Below are 21,109 nucleotides of genomic sequence, written 5' to 3'. Positions count from 1 at the left end.
TCGCGCCCGGGCCCGGACGCGGCGGAGTATCGGCGCAGCGGGGGGATCCACGGGGGACCCCCCGCCACAGCCGAGGAGGCAGGAATGACGCGTACGTCGATCCGTGGCAAGGCAGTGGCACTCGTCGCGACGAGCGTGCTGGCGCTGGGTACGGGGGTCCTGGCGGCGGCACCGGCGGAGGCGGCCACCGAGTGCAAGGTGATCAGCGGGGGCAGGCTCTCCTGTGGGAACACGCCGTACGTCGACATGTTCCGGTGGGCGAGCTTCAACGCTCCGTGGGCGAACACGCTCACCAGCAACCCGAGCACCTTCGAATGCTGGACGAAGGGCGATTACCACGACGGGGGCAACAACACCTGGTACGGCGCGTACGGCGACGTGAACTCGAACTTCGGGATGGTTCCGGCCTCCGTGGTCTCAACGTCGTCTTCCTTCGACGCCAACCCGGGCGCGTACGGCATGCGCCACTGCTGAGCCGGTGAGTGCCAACGCCGGTTTCAGGTAATCGTTTTGTGGTTGTGTGTGCCACCTACGCAGACCCATGCGGGGGCGACGGAGTCGTACTGCAGCGTGCCTCCGCCGGCCACACAATCCGGCCCGGTGACGGCAGGTGCAGCAGCCTGTGCAGGGGCCCCCATGGCGCCGAGAACAGCCAGAACCACGGAGGCGATGAAGCCGAGAAGCCGTGTACGCATGGGAACTCCTGTGAGGATCAGCGACACCAACTCGTCATGACACCAGCTTCGCCCCGCACCACGTCGAGCGCACCCCGTTCCAGGGGCGCCTCCCGCGGTGCGGGGCGAAGCTGGTGTCATGGCGAACGCGCCCGAGGGAACCGAGGTAACCGTAGGGCCGCCTGATGGCCTTGGCTGGCGGAAAGTCACGATCGATCACAAGCCCGCGGGCAAGGTGCGGTCCCCCGGAGAGCTCCAGAGATTCCTGCGACATGCCGGGATGGAATTCGGGCAGCCCGTCCATTGGATCGGCGGGGACAGCACCGTCTGGCCGGATCGAGCAGTGCAGCGGAGAACAGTCGGCAGCATCATGTTCATCGGCTTTCTCTTGACCGCATGCTTGCTTTTCAGGGTCGGCTGGGCGGACGGCGGTAACGCCCTGACCTTCGGCGAGCGACTCGCAGGATATACCGTGCTGGCTGCGGCCCTGGTGGCATTGATTGCCGCAGCGGCAACTCTCGATTATTGGCACAAGCGTAAAAGTCGCTATTCGGGGTTGGCCGTTCTGGCCGGAGTTCTGATCGTTTTTCTCGCCAGCTCCTCACTTCTCCTTCTGCGGAGGGGTGAGCGTTTCAACGGCTGGTCCACGATTGGGATATCCTTCCTCGCCGGGTCTGTAGTGGCGGGGATCCACCTCATCAGGTCGCGGGTATGGAAGGGTTTCCCCAATCCCCGGCACATCGTGATCGGGGCGATCATTCCCACCCTTCTCGCCGGAGTCAACCTGGCATATTCACAGATTTATGTTCCCTATGTGACGGCCCCGCTGATCGTGACTGGGGCCGAGTTCAAAGAGGCGAGCATGGACAACGCGCGGGCGGCGATGGAGGTGGCAGTCCATGTGTACGTGAAGAATGACGGCAAAATTCCGGTCTACGTCCTCGGCAGCATCTACTGGATCCACGGCGGGCCCGCGAACAATATTGCCAAGGATGGATTTGCCTACAAATTGATCCACGATGGCGAGTTCGTCACACCGGCGGGTCGCGAGCTGAATCCAGGGGAGGAAATCGCACAGGACGTGGTTGTCGAGATCAAGGATCCCGGCAAGGTCGATTATGAGGTGATCGGGGCTCAGGCCGAGGTGTACGTGATCAGGAAAGACAGAATGACACTGCCTCCTGAGTTCGGGAAAAGCCGCGTGACGGTCGAGGAGTTCAAGAAGGCAGGAAAACGGGCTGCCGCAGTGCCGGATGCGGCATCATATGTAAATGAGTCCGGCATCTCGAACAGTAGTGAGATCCTCAATATAACCCGAGGTCGGCAGCGCATTACAGCGTGGCGGATGCCAGGTAATTGGTCGCGTATAGATGTGGCCGTATCGCCGCCGGGTGACACGATCGTCTTCGATCCTGTACGTCTTGATTTCAGCAAACCGATCCTTGACCGGTACGGCTTCTCGGAGGTGCGTGGCTCCACGGATTGGACCCCCTTCAAGGGGCTCCTGGAGAAGGCCCGCTCCGCGAAGGGTGTCGCGACCCCGGAGCAGACCCCGAGCCAGCCGAGCCCGTGACGCGAGGTGGTCACGGGACCCGGGGGAATGATCCCGGCGCCCCCTCTGTTCTGTCAGGCATGGCGGAAAGTTCGAGTTTCAACTAAACTCGACGCCAGAAGGAGGTCCCGACCATGCCTGCTGTGACTGTGGAGAACCCGCTGACGCTCCCCCGCGTCGCCGAGCCCGACCAGGAGACGACCGCCCGCAAGGTGCTGGCCGTCACGACCGCTCCCGGTGGTTTCGAGGGCGAGGGATTCCCGGTGCGCCGCGCGTTCGCCGGGATCAACTACCAGTACCTCGACCCGTTCATCATGATGGACCAGATGGGCGAGGTGGAGTACGCGCCGGGCGAGCCCAAGGGCACCCCCTGGCACCCCCACCGCGGCTTCGAGACCGTCACCTACCTGATCGACGGAACCTTCGTCCACCAGGACAGCAACGGCGGCGGCGGAGTCATCAACGGCGGCGACACCCAGTGGATGACCGCCGGCTCGGGCCTCCTGCACATCGAGGCCCCGCCGGAGTCCCTCGTCCTGTCCGGCGGGCTGTTCCACGGCCTCCAGCTGTGGGTCAACCTCCCGGCCTCCGACAAGATGATGCCCCCGCGCTACCAGGACATCGGCGGCGGCCAGGTCCAGCTGCTCTCCACCCCCGACGGCGGCGCGCTGCTGCGCGTCATCGCCGGTGAGCTGGATGGTCACCAGGGCCCCGGCATCACCCACACCCCCATCACGATGATCCACGCGACCATCACCCCGGGCGCGCAGGTCACCCTCCCGTGGCGCGCGGACTTCAACGCCCTCGCCTACGTCATGGCCGGGCGCGGCAGCGTCGGCACGGACCGCCGCCCGGTGCACACCGGGCAGACGGTCGTCTTCGGCGAGGGCGGCTCGCTCACGGTCCGGGCGGACGAGGCCCAGGACTCCAACGCCCCCGACCTGGAGGTCGTACTCCTCGGCGGGCAGCCGATCCGGGAGCCGATGGCGCACTACGGGCCGTTCGTGATGAACAGCCAGCACGAGCTGCAGCAGGCCTTCGACGACTTCCAGGCGGGACGGCTGGGGCGCATCCCCACCACCGCGCGGACGGGTCTGGGCCACCGCGGCGCCGGACAGGCGGACGACTGACCTGCCGCCTTCGTCCAGCGCGACCGAAGGGCTCCCCGCGGGGAGCCCTTCGGGCTATGCGGAGGCCTCTGGTCCGGGGAGCGGCGCCTCGGGAAGCGGCGCCTCGGCCGTGTACCGGGTCCGCAGTTCCGACAGCACCCCGAAGGCGGCCGCCGCCAGCGGTACGGCCAGCAGCATGCCCAGGACCCCGGCCACGCTCGCGCCCGCCGTGATCGCCAGCAGCACCACCGCCGGATGCATCTGGACGGTACGGCTCTGGATCATCGGCTGGAGCACATTGCCCTCCAGCACCTGTACGGCGAGCACCACGCCCAGCGTCCACAGCCCGATCACCCAGCCCCGGTCCGCGAAGGCGACCAGGACCGCCACCGCGCCGGAGAAGAACGCGCCGAGGTACGGGACGTACGCGCCGACGAAGACCAGCGCGCCCAGCCCCACCGCGCCCGGCACCCGGAGCACCAGCAGGCCGATGGTGATGCAGACGGCGTCGATCAGGGCGATCACCGTGGTCCCGCGCATGAAGCCCTCGACCGCCTGGAACGCGCGGCGGGCCATCGCCTCCACCGTGTCACCGGCGGAGCGCGGCGCGAGCGAGCGCAGCCCTTCCGCCGCGCGGTGGGAGTCGCGGAGGAAGAAGAAGACCAGCAGCAGGGCCAGGATCGCGGTGGCGAAGACCTCGCCGACCACGCTGATGCCGGTGATCACCCCGGAGGCGGCCGTACCGCCGAAGCGGGCCAGCAGCTCCTTGGCGTTCTTCGCGAGGTCGGTGAGGGAGGTCCCGGCCGCCCCGAAGTGCTCGGAGAGGCCCTCGCCCGCGCGGCGCAGGGCCCCGACGATCTGGTCGCCGGTGTCGACGATCGCGGCGACCACTACGTACGAGGCCCCGCCGACCACCGCGACGATGGCGAGGCAGGTCAGGGCCGCGGCCAGCGACCGGTTCACCTTCATCCGGACCAGGCGGTGGTGCAGCGGGCGCAGCAGGGCGGTGCCGAGGAGGGCCAGCAGGACGGGGGTCACGGCGGTCTGGAAGACGTCGCAGAGCCAGAGGAAGACGGCCACGACGCCGGATACGAGGAGGGTGAGGGTGCACCAAGCGGCTAGCCGCCTGGCGGGCTCGGGGAGGAGGGAGCTGATCACCCTGCCCAGCGTAGGCCGCTGGGGGCCGCCTCCCGGGGCTCCGCCCCGGACCCCGCCCTCCGGGGGCGCCTCAAACGCCGGCGGGGCTGAAATGTGCCCTGCCGGGGCTCAGAGGCCCGGCAGGGAATCCGGTTTCGCCTGTTCGTTCAGTTCGAACCAGATCGACTTGCCCTCGCCGCGCGGGTCCACGCCCCAGGTGTCCGCCAGCATCTCCATCAGCAGCACGCCCCGGCCGCTGGAGGCCATTTCGCCGGGGTGGCGTTTGTGCGGGGGCTCGTCGCTGGAGTCGGCGACCTCGATCCGCAGGCGCCGTTCGCCGAGTTCGCCGATGGCCTCGGCCATGAGCAGCGCGTCGCCGTCCGTGTGCATCAGGACGTTGGTGACCATCTCGGAGACCATCAGCACCGCCGAGTCCAGCTGGTCCTCGTCCGACCAGTCGTGCAGCAGCTCGCGGATCTGCTGACGGGCGCCCGCGATGCGGTGCGGCTCCGCCTGGGCCACGGTCAGCATCGTGCGGCGGACGGGGCGGGGCGTGTGCGTGAGCGGGGTGCCGCAGCCGCAGCCGGGGCCCTCGCGGCACAGCAGCACCACGGCGATGTCGTCCTCGCGGCGGTCGGCGAGCGGGCCGGTGGTGTGGTGCGAGGACGGTCCGTGGACGGCGGAGACCAGCAGGTCGGCGAGCTTCTCCAGGCTCTCGCCCTCGTGCGCCGCCGTGTGCGTGTCGGACTCCAGGATCGCGCGCAGCCGCGCCCAGCCGGTGTCCAGGTCGTGCCCGCCGGTCTCGATCAGGCCGTCCGTGCACAGCATCATCGTCTCGCCGGGCTCCAGGGTGAACCGGGTCGTCGGATAGTCGGTGTCGGCGACGATCCCGAGCGGCAGCCCGCCCGCCGTCGGGCGCATCAGCACCGTGCCGTCGGTCATCCGGACCGCCGGGTCGGGGTGGCCCGCCCGGGCGATCTCCAGCAGGCCCGTCTCCGGGTCGCACTCGACGTACAGGCAGGTCGCGAAGCGCGGGCTGAGGTGGTCCCCCTCCTCGTAGGAATCGGTGATCCCGGCGAGGAAGCGGGAGGCCCGGGAGAGCACGGCGTCCGGGCGGTGCCCCTCGGACGCGTAGGCCCGTACGGCGATCCGCAGCTGGCCCATCAGGCCCGCGGCGCGCACGTCGTGGCCCTGGACGTCCCCGATGACCAGGGCGAACCGGCCCGACGGCAGCGGGATCATGTCGTACCAGTCGCCGCCGACCTGGAGGCCGCCGCCGGTCGGGACGTAGCGGGCGGCGATGGTCATGCCCGGGATCTCCGGGCCGAGCTGCGGCATCATCGACCGCTGGAGGCCGGTGGTGAGTTCCCGCTCGGATTCGGCCACCCCGGCGCGCTGGAGCGCCTGCGCGAGCATCCGCGCCACCGTGGTGAGCACCGAGCGCTCGTCGGGGGAGAAGGACACCGGGTGCTTGAAGGCGGCCATCCAGGCGCCCATGGTGCGCCCGGCGACGATCAGCGGGAGGAAGGCCCAGGAGGTGCGGCCGAAGCGCTGGGCGAGCGGCCAGGTGGCCGGAAAGCGCCGTTTGTAGTCCTCCGGGGTGGGGAGGTAGATCGCCCGGCCGGTACGGACGACCTCCGCGGCCGGATAGTCGGTGTCCATCCGCATGTCCGCGAAGGGGGTCTCGTCCCCGGCGTCGTGCCCGTGGTGCCCGATGATCGACAGCCGGTCCCCGGCCATCCCGAAGACGGCCAGCCCGTCCGGGCTGAACCCGGGCATCGACAGCGAGGCCGCCACCCGCAGCACCTCGGCCGTGGACCGGGCCTCCGCCAGTGCCCGGCCCGCGTCCAGCAGGAACGCCTCGCGGGAGCGCCGCCAGTCGCCGGTGATGGGGGTGTGCACGGCTGTGGTGCCCGGCTGCGGCTCGGCTATCTCCTGGATCGTGCCGATCAGCTCGTAGTCGGTCCGGCCGTCCGCCGAGACGTTCGCCACCGGTTTGGAGCGGCTGCGCACGGTCCGCATGACCCGCCCGTCCACGTCCATGATCCGCAGCCGGGCCTCGGCGAGGGTGCCCTCGGCGACGGCGAGGTTGACGATGCCGTTGATCTCGTTCCAGTCCACCGGGTGGAACCGGGACCGGACGGAGACTTCGGGCAGGGTGACGGGCTCGGCGGGCAGGCCGAGGAGCCGGGCGGCTTCACCGTCGAGGGTGACCGTTCCGGAGGCGTTGTCCCAGCGCCACAGACCGGTGGCGATCGCCGCCAGGACGTCCTCGGTGCGCATTTAGTCATCTTTACAGGTCATGCACGCGGGATGCCCGTTCAAGTGCGCCCACGGGCGCGCCCGGCCGCAGCCCGGCCTGACGGTAACCTTGGCAGGGTTGATTACCACCCTGCTATCGCGAAGAACTGGATGAACGATGCATCGGTACAGGTCCCACAGCTGCGGCGAGCTGCGCAACTCTGACGTCGGCGCCGACGTCCGACTGAGCGGCTGGGTGCACAATCGTCGTGACCTGGGCGGCATCCTCTTCATCGATCTGCGTGACCACTACGGTCTGGTCCAGCTCGTCGTCCGCCCGGGCACCGCAGCGAACGAGGTGCTCTCCAGCATCTCCAAGGAGTCGGTCGTCCGCATCGACGGCAAGGTCGTCTCCCGCGGCGAGGACAACCGCAACCCCGAGCTGGGCACCGGTGACATCGAGATCGAGGTCACCGACGTCGAGCTGCTCGGCGGCGCGGCCCCGCTGCCCTTCACCATCAACACCGACGACGGGGTGAACGAGGAGCGGCGCCTGGAGTACCGCTTCCTCGACCTGCGCCGCGAGCGCATGCACCGCAACATCATGCTGCGCTCCGCCGTCATCGCCTCCATCCGCTCCAAGATGGTGAACCTCGGCTTCAACGAGATGGCGACCCCGATCCTCACCGCGACCTCCCCCGAGGGCGCCCGTGACTTCGTGGTGCCGTCCCGCCTGAACCCGGGCAAGTTCTACGCCCTGCCGCAGGCGCCGCAGCAGTTCAAGCAGCTGCTGATGATCTCCGGCTTCGACCGGTACTTCCAGATCGCGCCGTGCTTCCGCGACGAGGACGCCCGCGCCGACCGTTCGCCGGGCGAGTTCTACCAGCTCGACGTCGAGATGTCGTTCGTGGAGCAGGAAGACGTCTTCCAGCCCATCGAGAAGCTGATGACGGAGATCTTCACCGAGTTCGGCAAGGGCCGCCCGGTCACCTCGCCGTTCCCGCGGATCCCGTTCCGCGAGTCGATGGTCAAGTACGGCAACGACAAGCCCGACCTGCGCACGAAGCTCGAACTCGTCGACATCACCGACGTCTTCGAGGCCTCCGAGTTCAAGGCGTTCGCGGGCAAGCACGTGCGCGCGCTGGCCGTCCCGGACACCGCCGCGCAGTCGCGCAAGTTCTTCGACGGCCTCGGCGAGTACGCGATCTCGCTCGGCGCCAAGGGCCTGGCCTGGGTCCGCGTCGGCGAGGACGGCGGCCTGACCGGCCCGATCGCCAAGTTCCTCACCGAGGAGAACGTCAAGGTCCTCACCGAGCGGCTCGGCCTCGCGGCCGGCCACGCGGTGTTCTTCGGCGCCGGCGAGTTCGACGAGGTCTCCAAGATCATGTCGGGCGTCCGCGTCGAGGCCGCCAAGCGCGCGGGCCAGTTCGAAGAGGACGTCTTCCGCTTCTGCTGGATCGTCGACTTCCCGATGTACGAGAAGGACGAGGAGACCGGCCGGATCGACTTCTCCCACAACCCGTTCTCCATGCCGCAGGGCGGCATGAAGGACCTGGAGGAGAAGGACCCGCTCGACATCCTGGCCTGGCAGTACGACATCGTCTGCAACGGCATCGAGCTGTCCTCCGGCGCCATCCGCAACCACGAGCCCGAGCTGATGCTCAAGGCCTTCGCGATCGCGGGCTACGAGGCCGAGACCGTCGAGCGCGAGTTCGCGGGCATGCTGCGGGCGTTCCGCCTGGGCGCCCCGCCGCACGGTGGCATCGCCCCGGGCGTCGACCGCATCGTGATGCTGCTGGCCGACGAGCCGAACATCCGCGAGACCATCGCCTTCCCGCTGAACGGCAACGCCCAGGACCTGATGATGGGCGCGCCGACGGTGCTGGAGGAGTCCCGCCTGCGCGAGCTGAACATCGCGCTGCGCAAGCCGGTGGAGACGAAGCCGGCGGAGGCCAAGCCGGTCGCCGAGGCCGTCCACCCGGACGCCGCGCGCTAAGCACGAATGCACACGGGGAAGGGCCCGGGATCCGATCGGATCCCGGGCCCTTCCCCGTGCTCGTACGTGTTCTGGTCGCTCAGAAGCCCTGGAGCAGGCCCTTGACCAGTGCGGCCGAGGTCAGCTCCTGCGGAGCGGGCCCCGCGTGGAAGAACCCGGCGTTCTCGGCGTCCAGCTTGCGCAGGAAGTCGAAGGCCTTGGCGTCGTGGTCACCGAAGGCCACGAACTGCCAGTGGATGTCGTGGGCGGCGGCCTCGGCGAGCGCCTGGCGGGCCGGGACGCGGTTGTCGGGGGCGCCGTCCGTCTGGAACACGACCAGGGCCCGGCCCTCGCCGCCGCTCTTCTGGTAGTGCTCGACGACCTCCTCGACGGCCCGGTGGTAGCTGGTCCGCCCCATGTGCCCGAGCGCGGCGTGCCGGGCGTCGACCCAGCCGGCGTGCTCGTCGAGGGTGAGGTCCGCGGCGCCGTCGATGTCGGTCGAGAAGAAGACCGTGTGCACGGTGGCGCTCGGGTCGAGGTGCGCGGCGAGCGCGAGGACGTGGTCGGCCAGGTGCTGGGCGCTGCCGTCCTTGTAGAACGGGCGCATCGAACCGGAGCGGTCGAGGACGAGGTACACGGTGGCGCGGGCGTCCTCCTTGCCCTTGGCGCGCAGCGCCTGGGCGGCGGCCTTGTACGCCCCCCCGAGCGCGGGAGCCCTGCGCCGCACCTCAGCGGCCCCGAGCGGGCCCGCCTCCGGCGAGGGTTCGGTGTCTTCTGCGGCCGCGGCCACCGGCTCCGCTTCCGGTGCGGGGTCCGCCTCCGGCGCGGTTACGGGCTCGGGGTCGGCCGCGGCTGCGACGGGCTCGGGCTCGGCCGGGTCCGCCTCCGGCGCGGCTGCGGGCTCGGGCTCGGCTACCGGCTCGGCCGCCGCGGCCAGGGGCTCGACCTCGGGCTCGGCCTGCGGCTCGGGCTCAGCCGTGGGCTGCGCCTCCGACGCGGGGTCGGCTGCCTCGGCCACCGGCTCCGCTTCCGGTGCGGGGTCCGCCTCCGGCGTGGTTACGGGCTCGGGGTCGGCCGCGGCTGCGACGGGCTCGGGCTCGGCCGGGTCCGCCTCCGGCGCGGGGTCGGCTGCCTCGGCCGCGGCTGCGGCCACCGGCTCTGCCTCCGGTGCGGTTTCGGGCTCCGCCTGCGGCGCGGGTTCGGTGGCCTGCGCGGCCACGGGCTCGGCCGCGGGTTCCGCTTCCGGCGCGGCTGCGGGCTCGGCCTCGGCCGTGGGCTCCGCTTCCGGTGCGGGGTCGGCCTGCGGCTCCGCCGCTGCCTCGGGCTCGGCCGCCTGCGCGGCCACTGCCTCCGGCTCCGCCTCGTGGGCGGGTTCGTCGGCTGCCGGGACGGGCTCGGGCAGGGCCACGGCCTCGGCGGCCACCGGCTCCGCTTCCGGTGCGGCCACGGCGACAGCCTCCGGCGCGGGGTCGGCCTGCGGCTCCGCCGCCGCCTCCGGCTCGGCCGCCTGCGCGGCCACGGGCTCGGCTACGGGCTGCGCCTCCGGCGCGGGGTCCGGCTCGGCCGCCTGCGCGGCGACGGGCTCCGGCTCGGCGGGAGCTTCCGGTTCCGACGGGGCGGCGGCCAGGGGCTCCGGCTCCGCCGCGGCAGCGGCACCGGCATGCCGACGCGCTTCGGGGACCGTCGGGTCCGGGGTGGGGGTGGGGGTCGGGGACGGGGCGGTCATGACCGTGCCGCCGCCGTCGCGCGGGGTGGACTGCGGGGGGACCGTAGGGCTGTCGAAGGACGCCGCCACCAGTTCCGCCGCCGCGTCCAAGGGGGTGCGTTCGGCCCCCTGGGAGGGGACGGCGGCCTGGGGGGCGGCGGCGGTGGTGTCCGCCGAGGCCTCCGGGGCCGGCTCCGGGGAACGGCCGAACACCTTGCGGAACAAGCTCCGAATACCCATGGGCGAGGCCTTTCACATGAGTGCGTGCGTCATTTGTCCGTGCTGTGGGGAAGATCCCTGCCCAGAGTGGACACGTAAGGTTATCGGCCCCTTGGCTGGAACCTCGGCAGGGGCACCCTTCGCGTCGTCCGCCGCCCCCGCACGCCGCCCACCAGGGTGAACTCCCCTTCGCGGGCGCCCGGTTCACCTGCTGTTCATCCACCGGCCGCTGGGTCTGTCCACCCCTTGGTCCACCCCGTGGCCGGCCCCGCGGTCAACTGCCCGGCGTCAGCTTCCCGATGGGCAGCCGCAGCGTCGTCACCGCGCCCCCGTCCGCCGCGTTGGCGAAGTCCAGGACGATCTCCAGCACGGCGGCCTGGCCCAGCACGATGGTCAGCCCCAGTCCGTGGCCGCGGCCCCGGCCCGGGTCGCCGGTGCGGAAGCGTTGCGGTCCGCGCTCGATGAGTTCGGCCGGATAGCCCGGCCCGTGGTCGCGGACGACCACCACCGGACCCTCCACGGTGATCTCGACCGGCGGCCGCCCGTGCTTCTCGGCGTTGACCAGCAGGTTGGCCATGATCCGGTCGAGCCGCCGCCGGTCGGTGAGCACGACGGCGTCGCGCACCACCCGGACCGAGGCCGTGGACCGGGTGCCGGTGACGATCCGCTGGACGGCCCGGCCGAGTTCGACCCGGGCGAGGTCGGCCCGTTCGACGCCCGAGTCCAGCCGGGAGATCTCCAGCAGGTCCTCGGTGAGCAAGTGCAGCGCCTTGAGCCGGTCGTTGATCATTTCCTTGGGCCGCCCCTCGGGCAGCAGGGCGGCCGCCGCGAGCGAGCCGGTCAGCGGGGTGCGCAGCTCGTGCGCGACGTCCGCCGTGAAGCGTTTCTCCGCCTCCAGCCGCCCCTGGAGCGATCCGGCCATCGAGTCCAGCGCGGCGGCCACGTCCCGGACCTCGTCCCCGTCGCTCTCCTTGGCGCCCGTACGCCCCTTCGTCAGGCCCACCCGCGCGTCCAGGTCCCCGGCGCTGATCCGGCGGGCGACGGCGGCCGTGGTCGCCAGCCGCTTGCTGATCCGGCCCGCGAGGAACAGTCCGGCCAGCGCCACGACTCCGGCGGCGAGCGCGCTGGAGGCGAGGATCGCGGTGTCGATGTCGCGCAGCCGGGCGCGGGTGTCGGCGTACGGCTGCCAGACGGCGAGCGCGCTGCGGTCGGCGGGCCCGGCGGCCCACATGACCGGCTTGCCGTCGTGGGTGCCGACCATGCTCCCGGTCTGGCCGCGGGCGACGAGTTCGCGCAGCGGCCGGGGGAGTCCGGGCGGGTCCAGGGCGGAGTTCACCGCGCCGTTCGTGGTGCCGTACTGGTACTGCCCGAGGGCGGCTTCCAGGTCGCGGTCCAGGTCCTTGCGGACCTCGCCGCTGATCTGCCGGGCCACGACGTTGTGCACCAGGACCCCGAGGACGGCGGCCACCGCACAGCACACGGCGGTGGTGGTCAGCGCGATCTTCCAGCGCAGGCTGCTCGTCACCCGGCGCACCCGCCGCCACCCGCCGGCGCTCACGGACCGCTCGGCGGGCAGGGGACGGCGGGGTGCGCGGCGGCGGGGCAGTCGTCGAGGGTGAGGTCGGACAGGTTCATGATCCCGGCCCCGGGATCCCACACGTAGTCGGAGACGGAGATGAACTTCGGGTTGGAGGTGGGCTCGCGGACCGCCAGGTGCCCGGCGGCGACCTCCACGCCCTCCAGGACCCCGCGGCGGGCCAGGATCCGGGCGATCCGCCCGTCGGCCTGGACGGTGTAGACGCGCAGTTCGCTGACCCGCCCGTCGATGTCCAGGGCGGCGATCAGCTCCTCCTTGCCGTTGCCGGTGAGGTCGTGCAGGACGCCCGGCCGGACCGGGCAGTCCGGACCGCCGCCCGGCGCGTCGGTGCACAGCGCGAGCCGCTGCACGGCCCGCGGGTCGACCAGGCGCCCGGTGCCGCCGTCCTGCCGGGTGGCGGCGGTGATGTCGGCCCGTACGACGTCCAGCACGTCCACGCCCCGCATGTCGCCGCCGGGGACCACGGCCAGCCCGGGCACGACCGCGGCCCGCCCGGGCGCCTGCCCGGCGTCGGGCGGGGCCGGGTGGACGTCCTTCCACAGGGTCTGCGGTGCGTGGACGACGCCCAGGTCGCCCTGGCTGCGCAGGCCCTCGGTGTCGGCGCAGCCCGCCGTGGCCGCCAGCAGGGCGGCGAGGACCGGCAGGGCGCAGGCGCGCGGGCTCCGCATGCTCCGATGCTCCCCCGCCCCGCCCGCCCGGGCCCGGGCGCGGACCCATCCGGGTTAACCGACGGCGGTACGGGCCTACGGCGCCGGGGCGGCGATGGCGCGGGCCGCCGCCAGCTCCTGCTGGACCGGGGAGAGTACGGAGGCCTCCGGGACGGCGTCGGGCCACGGGGCGCGCACCCGCGGCGGGGTGCTGGAGGTGCGGACGGCCCCGGCCAGGGCGCGCAGGCCGGTGGTGACCGCCTCGACCTCCTCGGGGCGCGGCGGCTCGGCCCCGTGGTTGACCCGGACCCGGGCGGCGGTGGTGGCGTCCACGATCCGCTCCACGGCGACGACCAGCGGCCACCAGGCGGCGGCCCGGGCCCCGACCGGCGGCGGCTCGGTCAGCGCCCGCTGGAACTCGCTGCGCACCCCCGACAGGTCGCGGTAGATCCGCCGCCGGGCCTGGAGCCGGGTGGTGCGCGCCGCCCGCAGCCCGGCCTCGGTGCCGTCGTGCGGCCCGAAGGCCCGCTCGACGTAGCGCGCGGCGTCGTCCACGGTGTCGGCGAGCCGGTCCCCGATCCGGGTGCGCCAGCTCTCCGGCCACAGCAGGTAGCCCGCGACCAGGGTGATGGCGCAGCCGATCAGGCTGTCCAGCAGGCGCGGCCGGATCAGGTCGAAGCCCTGGTGGTTGAGCAGGTCCGACAGCAGCAGGATCACCGGGGTGATCGCCGCGGTCTGGAAGGCGTACCCCTTGGCGGAGAAGACCGGGATCAGCGCCCCGAGCGCCACCATCACCGGGACGTCCCACCAGCCGCGCGGCACCTCGGAGAGCACGGCGGCGGCGACGACCAGCCCGCCCGCGGTGCCCAGCGCGCGCAGCACGGCCCGGGAGAACACCGAGCCGAAGTCGGGCTTGAGGACGAAGGTGACGGTCAGCGCCACCCAGTACGAACGCTCGATCTCCACCACCGACACCAGCGCCTGGGCCAGCCCGATGCACAGCGCGAGCCGCAGCCCGTACCGCCAGGAGGCCCCGGAGAAGGCCATGTCGCGCACCGCGCGCCGGGCCCGGACGCCCAGCGCGGCGGGCCGCCCGAGCCGGTCGTCCACGTTGTGCAGGGACGGCTCGGCCAGGTGCACGATGTTCGCGGCGTGCCGCAGCGCGGCGTCGATGGCCCGCTCGGACTGGCCGTGCGGCGCGGGCAGTTCCAGGGCGTGGGCCCCCGTACGGCCCTCCTCGACGGCGTCCGCGAGCATCCGCACCGCCGCGGGGATCTCCGGGGGCAGCGGCCGGCCGCGCAGGTGGGCGGCGGGGGCGGCCTCGACCAGCGGGATGACCACATTGAGCTGGGCCATCATCCGCACCAGCGAGCTGCTGCGCCCGTGCACCCGGGCCCGGCGCCCGAGGACCAGGTCGTAGGCCTGGTTGAGGGCCTGGGTGACCTGCTGGCGGCGTTCCTCGTACCCGGGCCCGCCCGCGGCCTCCAGCAGCCGCGCGAGCGAGCGGTAAGTGGCCGCGACGGCGGCCCGCTCCGGGCGCCGCCCGCGCAGCGGCCACCCGAGCAGGGTCAGCGCGAGGACGAACAGCCCGCCCGCGCTGAGCAGCAGCGGCGCGGTCCACCAGGGTTCGGGCATCGGCAGCCCGGCCCCGACCACCGCGTTGAGCAGGAGCAGCAGACCGGAGACGGAGGCGACCGTACCGATCGAGGAGATCATCCCGGAGACCAGCGCGATCAGGGTGAGCACCCCGACGGCGAGCCAGCCGTGGCCGAAGACCAGGGTGCCCAGGGCCACGCCGATCCCGCCGAAGAGCTGCGGGACGGCGATGTTCAGGATCCGCATCCGGTAGGCGTCGGCGGTGTCGCCGATCACCCCGGACAGGGCGCCCATCGAGACGAGCGCCCCGTACTCCGGCTCGCCCAGGGCGAATCCGGCCGCGAGCGGCGCGGCCAGCGCGACACCGGCGCGCGCCGCGGCGGCCCAGGGGACCGGCGCCGTGCTCGGCCGCAGTCCCTTGAGCAGCCATTCGGGCGGGGCGAGCGGATGGGGCCGGGTCCGCCCGGACGGTATCTGTTCGCTGCTCATGCCGCTTCCGTACCGCCCCTCGCGAATCGGTTCTTCTGGGGCTTTCCTGGGACGTTGTGTATGAGTCCGAGCTTATGGGGTCCGGCGCAGCCGACCGGTCACCCAGGCGGCCAGGGCGACGGCGAGTCCGAGGACGAGGACGGCCCAGGTGGTCGTGCGCAGGAAGGCGGTGAGGGCGTCGTAGACCGCCGCGGCGGCGGGCCGGTCGACATCGGGCGGCAGGTCGTCCAGGGTCAGCCCGCGGCAGATCCGCACGGCCAGCCACAGCAGCCCGGCCCCGATCGCGAGCCCCGCGCCGACGGCGATCAGGGCCCGGCGGCGGCGGGCGGCGACGGCCACCGCGGCGACGGCGAGGACCAGGGTGAGGACCGGGAGCCAGATGCCCGCGATCTGGAGCATGCGGAAACCCCTCCGGAGGGCGCCGAGGTTGTCGTACTCCATCACTTTGACCGTGATGTGGGAGACCGGGATGCGGTCGGCGAGGGGCACGCCGTCGCCGACGAGCTCCCCCTTCACCTGTTCGACGATGGGCGCGAGGTCGATGGTCAGGGCGTCGCCGTGACCGGTGGTCAGCGCCTGGAGGAAAGCGGCGTGCGCGGCGCGGTTGGCCGCGTCCCAGGCGGTCCGGTAGGCGGGGGTGCCGGTGAAGGAGCGCAGGGCCTCGCCGAGGAGGCTCTCGACCCCGCCCTGGAAGGGGCCCGCGTCGATCTGCCCGGCGAGCGCGCGGCCGGCCTGGGTGACGACGACGTTGCGCACGGCGGGGTTCCCGGCGAGCGGGGACATGACGGCGGTGTAGCGGTCGGCGTCGCCCAGCTCGCGGTCGGCCCAGTACGCGACGGCGCTCAGGGGCACGAGGAGTGCCACGAGCACGACGAGCACGGCCGAGAGGAAGGTGCGCACGTCACCAGGGAATGCCAGGCGGGGGCGGGGACGCGACCCGGATTGCTGCGCACGGGTGGCCCGGCCGGGGCAACGTCACCCTTGCGGTGGTGGGACGCCCGGCCCGTGCCGCTTGATCCACTTGCCCGGCGCGGGCGGCGGGTGTGCCCTTGAGGGGCAGGGGCGGGACACGCTCCGATCCCAGAGAGGGGAGCCCGGTCATGGCACATGCGGCACCCACCGCCCGCGCGCGGTACGCGGCGGACCTCAAGCACTCCGGCAAGGCCGCCCTGGCCCGCCCGCTGACCCTCGGGCTGGTCTACGGGGTCTACGCGGCCTTCATGAAACGGCAGATGGGCCCGGTAGACGCGGGCAACGTCTTCTACGGGATCCTGTGCGGCGTGCTCTTCGCGGCCTGCCTGTTCGTCCTCGCGCGGGTCGGCCCGTCGCTGCCGCGCGAGGTCCGCGCGGCGGCGTACGGCATCTTCACGGGCATCGCGCTGGGCTACCTGTACAGCCTCACCGGCCAGAGCGTGCTGCTGTCGAGCGGGATCGCCCTCGCGGCGGGCGCGGGCGTCGCGGTGAGTGCGTTCTACCGCTACTACACGCGCGAGTCATAGGCCTTCCGGCCTGCGAACCCTGGACCTTTGCCCGAGGCGGACACCGGCGCCCCTGTCGCAGACTGACAGAGGCGCCGTTTCCCGGGCCTGGTGGTCGAACCTCACCGTCCACTCTCCGTTGCCGAGGGCCCGGGAAGCGGCACTCTCGTTTCAGGCGAAACAGCCGTTTCACGTGAAACAGTCCGTCGTTTCACGTGAAACAACGGGCTCTCACTCGCCCGTCTGCGCCTCCACCGCTTCGGTGGCCTCGGCCGGAGCCGGGACGGGTGTCGGGGACGGCGGCACCGTGAAACGGGCCGCTTCCGCGCGCAGCATGGCGTTCAGGGCCGCGTAGGGGTCGATGGGCATGGCGGAACCTCACAGGGGTGACGAAAGTGTGGGGGTGCGCTGCTGCTCGGCCCGCTCAGCAGCGCAGGACCACACTCCGCACCGTCGGGGACCCGCCCTCCGTCTGCCCGCTCGCGTACGGGAACGCGCGCGCCGCGGGCGGCCGGCTCATCCGGGTGCCCGGTTCGGGGGTGCGGCGCGGCGCGATCCCGCGCGCACAGGACCTCGGCACGGCCCGGACCTCCGGATCCGCGCCCGGATCGGATTCTGCGGGCTCGGCGGCGGCCGCGGGGCGCGGCGCGGGGGCCGGGCCCGCCGCGGCGGCCGCGGAACCGGCGCCGAACGCGCAGAGCAGCACGACGCAGGCCACCGTCAGGGCCCTCGCCAGTGCCGCCCGCACCGTCCGCGCGTACCGCGTCCCGCTCATTCCCGGGATGTGCCCCGACACGCCCGGGCGTGCCCCCGCGGCGCCCCGGAAGCGCCCGATCGGATGACGAACGGACCCCTCACGGACTAGTGCCGCCACGGGCTATTTGCTGCGCCGGGTCCCGGTCAGGTGGGCGTGGACCGTGGTCTCGCCGGTGACCACGCGCAGTTCGGCGTGCTTGCCGGTGTCCGTGGCCCGGGGGGTGCCGACGTGGTCGATCGTGAACACGGCGGTACGTCCGTCCGCGCGCGGGATCTCGATCGTCCGGCCCTTGCGCAGCGTGGCGAGGTGCAGGGTCGCGCTCTCCCCGGAGACGACGGCCGTCCCGGCCGAGCCCGGGGCCGGGCTGTCCACGTCCCAGCCGACCGCGTCGCCCGCCGAGCCCGCGGCCAGCGGGATGTCGACGCCGAGGTCGGGGATGCGCAGCCGCAGCGGGCGGGCCGCGGGCAGCGGGGCGGCGGCGGAGCGGCCCGCCGCCTTGCGGGGGCCGCGGCCCGTGCCGTGCCAGGCATGCTCCCCGCGCCCGTCCTCCAGCTGCTCGACGAGCCTGCGGTGGCCGGACAGGCCCAGTGCCCGGGAGGGGAAGCCCTCCGCGGGGGCCTTGGCGGAGGCGCCGGAGGCATCGGCGCCGCCGGGGTCGCCGTCCGCGCCATCGGTGTTGCGCAACAGCACGAGTCCGGTGCACAGCAGAGCCACCGTCAGTCCGCCGGCAATCCACTTCGGGCGGTGCATGGCAGTCCCTCCTGAGTCCGGCCGGACCGGGGGAGGCCGGTTTCCTGTGAGCAGTGGACCCCCGTCCGACTGTCACTACCGTGTGAACGGCCGGGCCCCGCTCAGGCGGCAGGGGCGTGTCGGGCCGTCAGGAGGGTGTCTTCGCAGCTCGTGGCCGGTGCGGGGCGGCCTCGAACCCACGGCGGCCGTGCAGCCGAACGGGTGAAGGGGCGCACGGGGCACGCGGGACGCGGCCTCAGGTGAGGACGAACGCCACGGCCGCCGCGCCGAGGAGCGCGGCGGCCAAGTGGACGGCCGGGTGGCCGTAGTCGCCGTACCAGAAGTGCCGGACCAGGCCGCCGAGCGCGGCCAGTGCCGTGATGATGCCGACCTGGGCCAGCAGCGTCACGTCGGAGAACTGGACCACGACCAGCAGCAGCACGTTGACCCAGAAGGGTGCCGCACCGGTCCAGCCCTGCCAGCTCCAGTCGCGCGGGAGCAGGCCGAGCGGGCCCGGTCCGTGCCCGGCCCGCCAACGCCGTGTCGCCGTTCGCATGCCGGGGGCCCTCCGCCGTGATGACCGAGGCGATCAGCCGATCAGCTCGTAGGCTGAACAGCTTCCGTCCGCGCGGCGGAAGGAACAAGCAGGCGTTCGGCAAGAACACCGAAGCCGAGGCCGAAAACCGCCCACAGCGTCGCCTGGATGGCGAGCGAGGCCAGCCGGAACTGCCAGATGAGTCCTGCCGGGAAATCGGCGGGAACCTCGTAGATGGACGGCAGGAACGCGTACGCGACACCGACCGCCACCACGAAGGCGGCCGCGGCGATGATGCTCGCGTTCCAGTTGCCCTGCGAGGGCGCCAGCCGCCGGCCCAGGACCGTCGCGGCCACCGCGAGCAGCACACTGAGCGCGATCATCAGCAGATAGAGGGTGGTCCGCTTCACGACGGTGTCGGGATCGCCGACCGCGGGCGGATTGGCCGGGTACTTCAGGAACGGCACCAGGGTGACCGTCAGGAACAGGCCCCCCGCCACCAGCGCCGAGGTGACCCTCGGCGTGAAGCGGCCGATGCGTCCCAGCGCGAAGCAGAAGACGAGCGCGGCGATGCCGCCGAGCGCGACGGAGTAGAGCAGGACGCCGGTGCCGAGCCCCGCGGTGGACTGCAGGGCCCGGCTGACCGGAGCCATCTCGGCGTGGTCGTGACCGGCGTTGGCCGCCTCTTCGAGGGCGATCGCCGAGTCCACCTTGGATTCACCCAGGAGGTACGCGACGAGGAAGGCCGCCACACCGGCGATCAGGCCGGCGAGCATGCCCCGGATCAACAGGGCACGCACGGAAATGGAGTTCATCGGTTGTTCCTCTTGCCGCAGTGGAGATCAGTGGCAGGGGAAGCCGAGGAGGTGGCGGCCGTCGTGCATCCACTCGTGGATGTTGTCGCCCTGGAAGAGCGCGGTGGCGCCCTGCTCGGCGCCGACGAAGTAGAGCAGGACCAGCATCAGGATGCCCACGAACAGGGCCCAGGGGGCCAGTTCCTTGAGCGAGATGGGCGAAACGGCGGCAGGAGCCGACGTGGGCACGGCGGAGTAGGCCATGGCAGAACCTCCAGAGGGAACACGCGTCCCGGTCAGTGGTGCTCTTGACGAAGGTGGCGGGTCTGACTTACCCCCTCGCGGGAGGATTCACAGTGGCGCGACCGTGCCGGATTCTCACCGGTACTTCCGTCATACCGTCGTCATGTCGTCCGAGACCGTACCGCGCTGGTGGCGTGAACACCACGGCGTGTGGCCGCCGTCTCACGCGCCGGGCGTGCGCCCTACCCTCGCTCCATGTCCTCCGCCGCGCCCGTACGCCTGCTCCTGGTCACCCCCGCGCTGGATCCCGCCGCCCGTCAGGGCCGGTTCGGGTCCGCCCCGCCCTGCCCCGGGCACCCCGGTCTGCGCGGCCTGGACACGGGCGCGTGGGCGGGGCGGACGCTGGACGAGGTGGCCGCCGAGGACCCGGGCGCGGTCCGGAGCTGGCTGACGGACCCGCAGTACGCGCCCCCCGGCGGCGAGTCGGTGGCCGCGCTGACGGAGCGCGTGGGAGCGGCCCTGGCCGGTTTCGGCGAGGGCCGCCACCGGCTGCCGGTCGAGCAGGCCGTCGTCCGCGCGGCCGTCGTGCACGCGCTGGAACTGCCGTGCGCGGCCTTCTGGCGGCTCGACGTACGGCCGGAGACCGTCACCGAACTGACCGGCCGGTCCGGCCGCTGGAACCTGCTGCTGGGCCGGCCGGTCGAGGCGACGGCCTAGGCGACGATCCAGTCGCTCGTGGCGATCACCGGCTGTACGCCCTCGCGGTGGACGGTGCCCTCGATGAGGCCGTAGGGCCGGTCTGCGGCGAAGTAGACCTCGTTGTCGTTCTTGAGGCCGAAGGGCTCCAGGTCGACGAGGAAGTGGTGCTTGTTGGGGAGGTTCAGCCGGACCTCGTTGACCCGCGGGCAGTTGTCGAGCACCCGCTCGGCCATCTGGTTCAGGGTCTGCTGGAGCGAGTACGAGTACGTCTCCGCGAAGGCGTCCAGCATGTGCTTGCGGACCTTCTTGTACGACCGGTCCCAGTCGTGCTCCGGGTCGTCGGCGGCCAGTGCCGAGTGCGCCCAGCGCGAGGTGACCTTGGTGGCCAGGATGCGGTCGTACGCCTCCCGCAGGGTCGTGTACTCGTCCTTGATGTAGCCGTGGAACTCGGAGTTGGTCGAGTTCATCACGGTCAGGTCCTTCAGGCCCGAGATGACCTGGAGGCCGGTCGTCTCGCTGTAGGTGACCTGCGCGGTGCGCACTTCCTGGCCCTTGAGGACGAAGGAGTGCTGCTCCTTGCGGGTCGGGACCGGGATCCGCTCCCAGGCGAACTCCTCGATGCGGATCTGCGCCTCGCGGATCGGGGTCTGGGAGGAGACGAAGTGCTTGGCGAGCCGGATGCCGAAGGCCTCCGGGGAGTCGATGCCGTGCTCCTTGCCGAAGGCGTACACCGTGTTCTTGGTGGTGTCGGTCGGCAGGCAGTGGGCGTTGTCGCCGGTCAGGTGGACATCGCGGAAGTCACCGCGGAGCGCGACCGAGACGTTGAGGTCGCGGATCTCGTGCCAGGAACCGTCGCTACCCTTGCGGGTGACCTTGACGATGCGGTTCTCGGCCTTGCCGTACTGGTTGTGGCCCAGGACGTGCTTGCTCATG

At 72.2% G+C, this 21,109-nt stretch carries 20 protein-coding genes; 6 read left to right on the top strand and 14 right to left on the bottom strand.

Annotated features, from left to right (window positions below; all coding sequences use genetic code 11):
• The first annotated feature begins 84 nt into the window (after positions 1-84).
• From OHS33_RS17720 to OHS33_RS17710, 3 genes are all read left to right on the top strand, one after another.
• Positions 85-474, top strand: a complete 390-nt coding sequence (locus OHS33_RS17720; RefSeq protein ID WP_330331394.1) for a hypothetical protein — start codon at positions 85-87, stop codon at positions 472-474.
• A 339-nt stretch (positions 475-813) separates the two neighbouring features.
• Positions 814-2,247, top strand: coding sequence for a hypothetical protein (locus tag OHS33_RS17715; protein WP_330331393.1), 1,434 nt, complete (start codon positions 814-816; stop codon positions 2,245-2,247).
• 113 nt (positions 2,248-2,360) lie between these two features.
• On the top strand, positions 2,361-3,356 hold the full coding sequence (locus OHS33_RS17710; RefSeq protein WP_330331392.1) for a pirin family protein: 996 nt from the start codon (positions 2,361-2,363) through the stop codon (positions 3,354-3,356).
• Positions 3,357-3,410: 54 nt separating this feature from the next.
• Here OHS33_RS17710 and OHS33_RS17705 read toward each other — a convergent pair whose 3' ends face one another.
• Positions 3,411-4,490 carry an AI-2E family transporter gene (locus tag OHS33_RS17705; RefSeq protein WP_330335085.1) on the bottom strand — a complete coding sequence of 360 codons (1,080 nt, stop codon included), beginning with the start codon at positions 4,488-4,490 and terminating at the stop codon, positions 3,411-3,413.
• Positions 4,491-4,601: 111 nt separating this feature from the next.
• Complete coding sequence (locus tag OHS33_RS17700; protein WP_330331391.1) at positions 4,602-6,755, bottom strand: SpoIIE family protein phosphatase; 2,154 nt, start codon at positions 6,753-6,755, stop codon at positions 4,602-4,604.
• A 136-nt stretch (positions 6,756-6,891) separates the two neighbouring features.
• Here OHS33_RS17700 and aspS point away from each other — a divergent pair, with 136 nt between their 5' ends.
• Positions 6,892-8,709: an aspartate--tRNA ligase gene (gene aspS, locus OHS33_RS17695; RefSeq protein ID WP_330331390.1), complete on the top strand. Its 1,818-nt coding sequence runs from the start codon at positions 6,892-6,894 to the stop codon at positions 8,707-8,709.
• 79 nt (positions 8,710-8,788) lie between these two features.
• On the opposite strand, the gene OHS33_RS17690 is transcribed toward aspS, so the two are convergent.
• From OHS33_RS17690 to OHS33_RS17670, 5 genes are all read right to left on the bottom strand, one after another.
• Entirely contained in the window at positions 8,789-10,633 is a 1,845-nt protein-coding gene (locus tag OHS33_RS17690; RefSeq protein ID WP_330331389.1) for a VWA domain-containing protein, read from the bottom strand.
• Between the two features lie 253 nt (positions 10,634-10,886).
• Entirely contained in the window at positions 10,887-12,146 is a 1,260-nt protein-coding gene (locus tag OHS33_RS17685; RefSeq protein WP_443065454.1) for a HAMP domain-containing sensor histidine kinase, read from the bottom strand.
• 20 nt (positions 12,147-12,166) lie between these two features.
• Positions 12,167-12,877: a hypothetical protein gene (locus OHS33_RS17680; protein WP_330331387.1), complete on the bottom strand. Its 711-nt coding sequence runs from the start codon at positions 12,875-12,877 to the stop codon at positions 12,167-12,169.
• A gap of 75 nt (positions 12,878-12,952) precedes the next feature.
• Complete coding sequence (locus OHS33_RS17675; RefSeq protein WP_330331386.1) at positions 12,953-14,941, bottom strand: FUSC family protein; 1,989 nt, start codon at positions 14,939-14,941, stop codon at positions 12,953-12,955.
• Positions 14,942-15,013: 72 nt separating this feature from the next.
• Positions 15,014-15,841 (bottom strand): hypothetical protein, encoded by an 828-nt coding sequence (locus OHS33_RS17670; protein WP_330331385.1) that lies wholly within the window; start codon positions 15,839-15,841, stop codon positions 15,014-15,016.
• A 200-nt stretch (positions 15,842-16,041) separates the two neighbouring features.
• Here OHS33_RS17670 and OHS33_RS17665 point away from each other — a divergent pair, with 200 nt between their 5' ends.
• Positions 16,042-16,440 carry a hypothetical protein gene (locus tag OHS33_RS17665; RefSeq protein ID WP_330331384.1) on the top strand — a complete coding sequence of 133 codons (399 nt, stop codon included), beginning with the start codon at positions 16,042-16,044 and terminating at the stop codon, positions 16,438-16,440.
• Between the two features lie 210 nt (positions 16,441-16,650).
• Here the strand turns inward: OHS33_RS17665 and OHS33_RS17660 are convergent, their stop codons facing one another.
• From OHS33_RS17660 to OHS33_RS17635, 6 genes are all read right to left on the bottom strand, one after another.
• The gene (locus OHS33_RS17660; protein ID WP_330331383.1) at positions 16,651-16,788 is read right to left on the bottom strand and encodes a hypothetical protein; all 138 of its coding nucleotides are present in this window, start codon (positions 16,786-16,788) and stop codon (positions 16,651-16,653) included.
• Positions 16,789-16,843: 55 nt separating this feature from the next.
• Positions 16,844-17,194 carry a hypothetical protein gene (locus OHS33_RS17655; RefSeq protein WP_330331382.1) on the bottom strand — a complete coding sequence of 117 codons (351 nt, stop codon included), beginning with the start codon at positions 17,192-17,194 and terminating at the stop codon, positions 16,844-16,846.
• A gap of 102 nt (positions 17,195-17,296) precedes the next feature.
• Complete coding sequence (locus tag OHS33_RS17650; RefSeq protein ID WP_330331381.1) at positions 17,297-17,926, bottom strand: class F sortase; 630 nt, start codon at positions 17,924-17,926, stop codon at positions 17,297-17,299.
• Positions 17,927-18,161: 235 nt separating this feature from the next.
• Positions 18,162-18,461, bottom strand: a complete 300-nt coding sequence (locus tag OHS33_RS17645; protein WP_330331380.1) for a hypothetical protein — start codon at positions 18,459-18,461, stop codon at positions 18,162-18,164.
• Between the two features lie 41 nt (positions 18,462-18,502).
• On the bottom strand, positions 18,503-19,255 hold the full coding sequence (locus OHS33_RS17640; RefSeq protein WP_330331379.1) for a CbtA family protein: 753 nt from the start codon (positions 19,253-19,255) through the stop codon (positions 18,503-18,505).
• Positions 19,256-19,282: 27 nt separating this feature from the next.
• Entirely contained in the window at positions 19,283-19,498 is a 216-nt protein-coding gene (locus tag OHS33_RS17635) for a CbtB domain-containing protein (RefSeq protein WP_330331378.1), read from the bottom strand.
• A 234-nt stretch (positions 19,499-19,732) separates the two neighbouring features.
• Here OHS33_RS17635 and OHS33_RS17630 point away from each other — a divergent pair, with 234 nt between their 5' ends.
• Entirely contained in the window at positions 19,733-20,194 is a 462-nt protein-coding gene (locus OHS33_RS17630) for a histidine phosphatase family protein (protein ID WP_330331377.1), read from the top strand.
• Here OHS33_RS17630 and pucL read toward each other — a convergent pair.
• Positions 20,191-21,108, bottom strand: a complete 918-nt coding sequence (gene pucL / locus OHS33_RS17625; protein WP_330331376.1) for a factor-independent urate hydroxylase — start codon at positions 21,106-21,108, stop codon at positions 20,191-20,193. The two genes, OHS33_RS17630 and pucL, sit on opposite strands and share 4 nt — an antisense overlap.
• Position 21,109 lies beyond the last annotated feature (1 nt).

It is taken from the genome of Streptomyces sp. NBC_00536, from assembly GCF_036346295.1.
In the GTDB taxonomy this organism is placed as follows: domain Bacteria; phylum Actinomycetota; class Actinomycetes; order Streptomycetales; family Streptomycetaceae; genus Streptomyces.
This window is presented reverse-complemented; position numbering and strand designations above follow the sequence as displayed.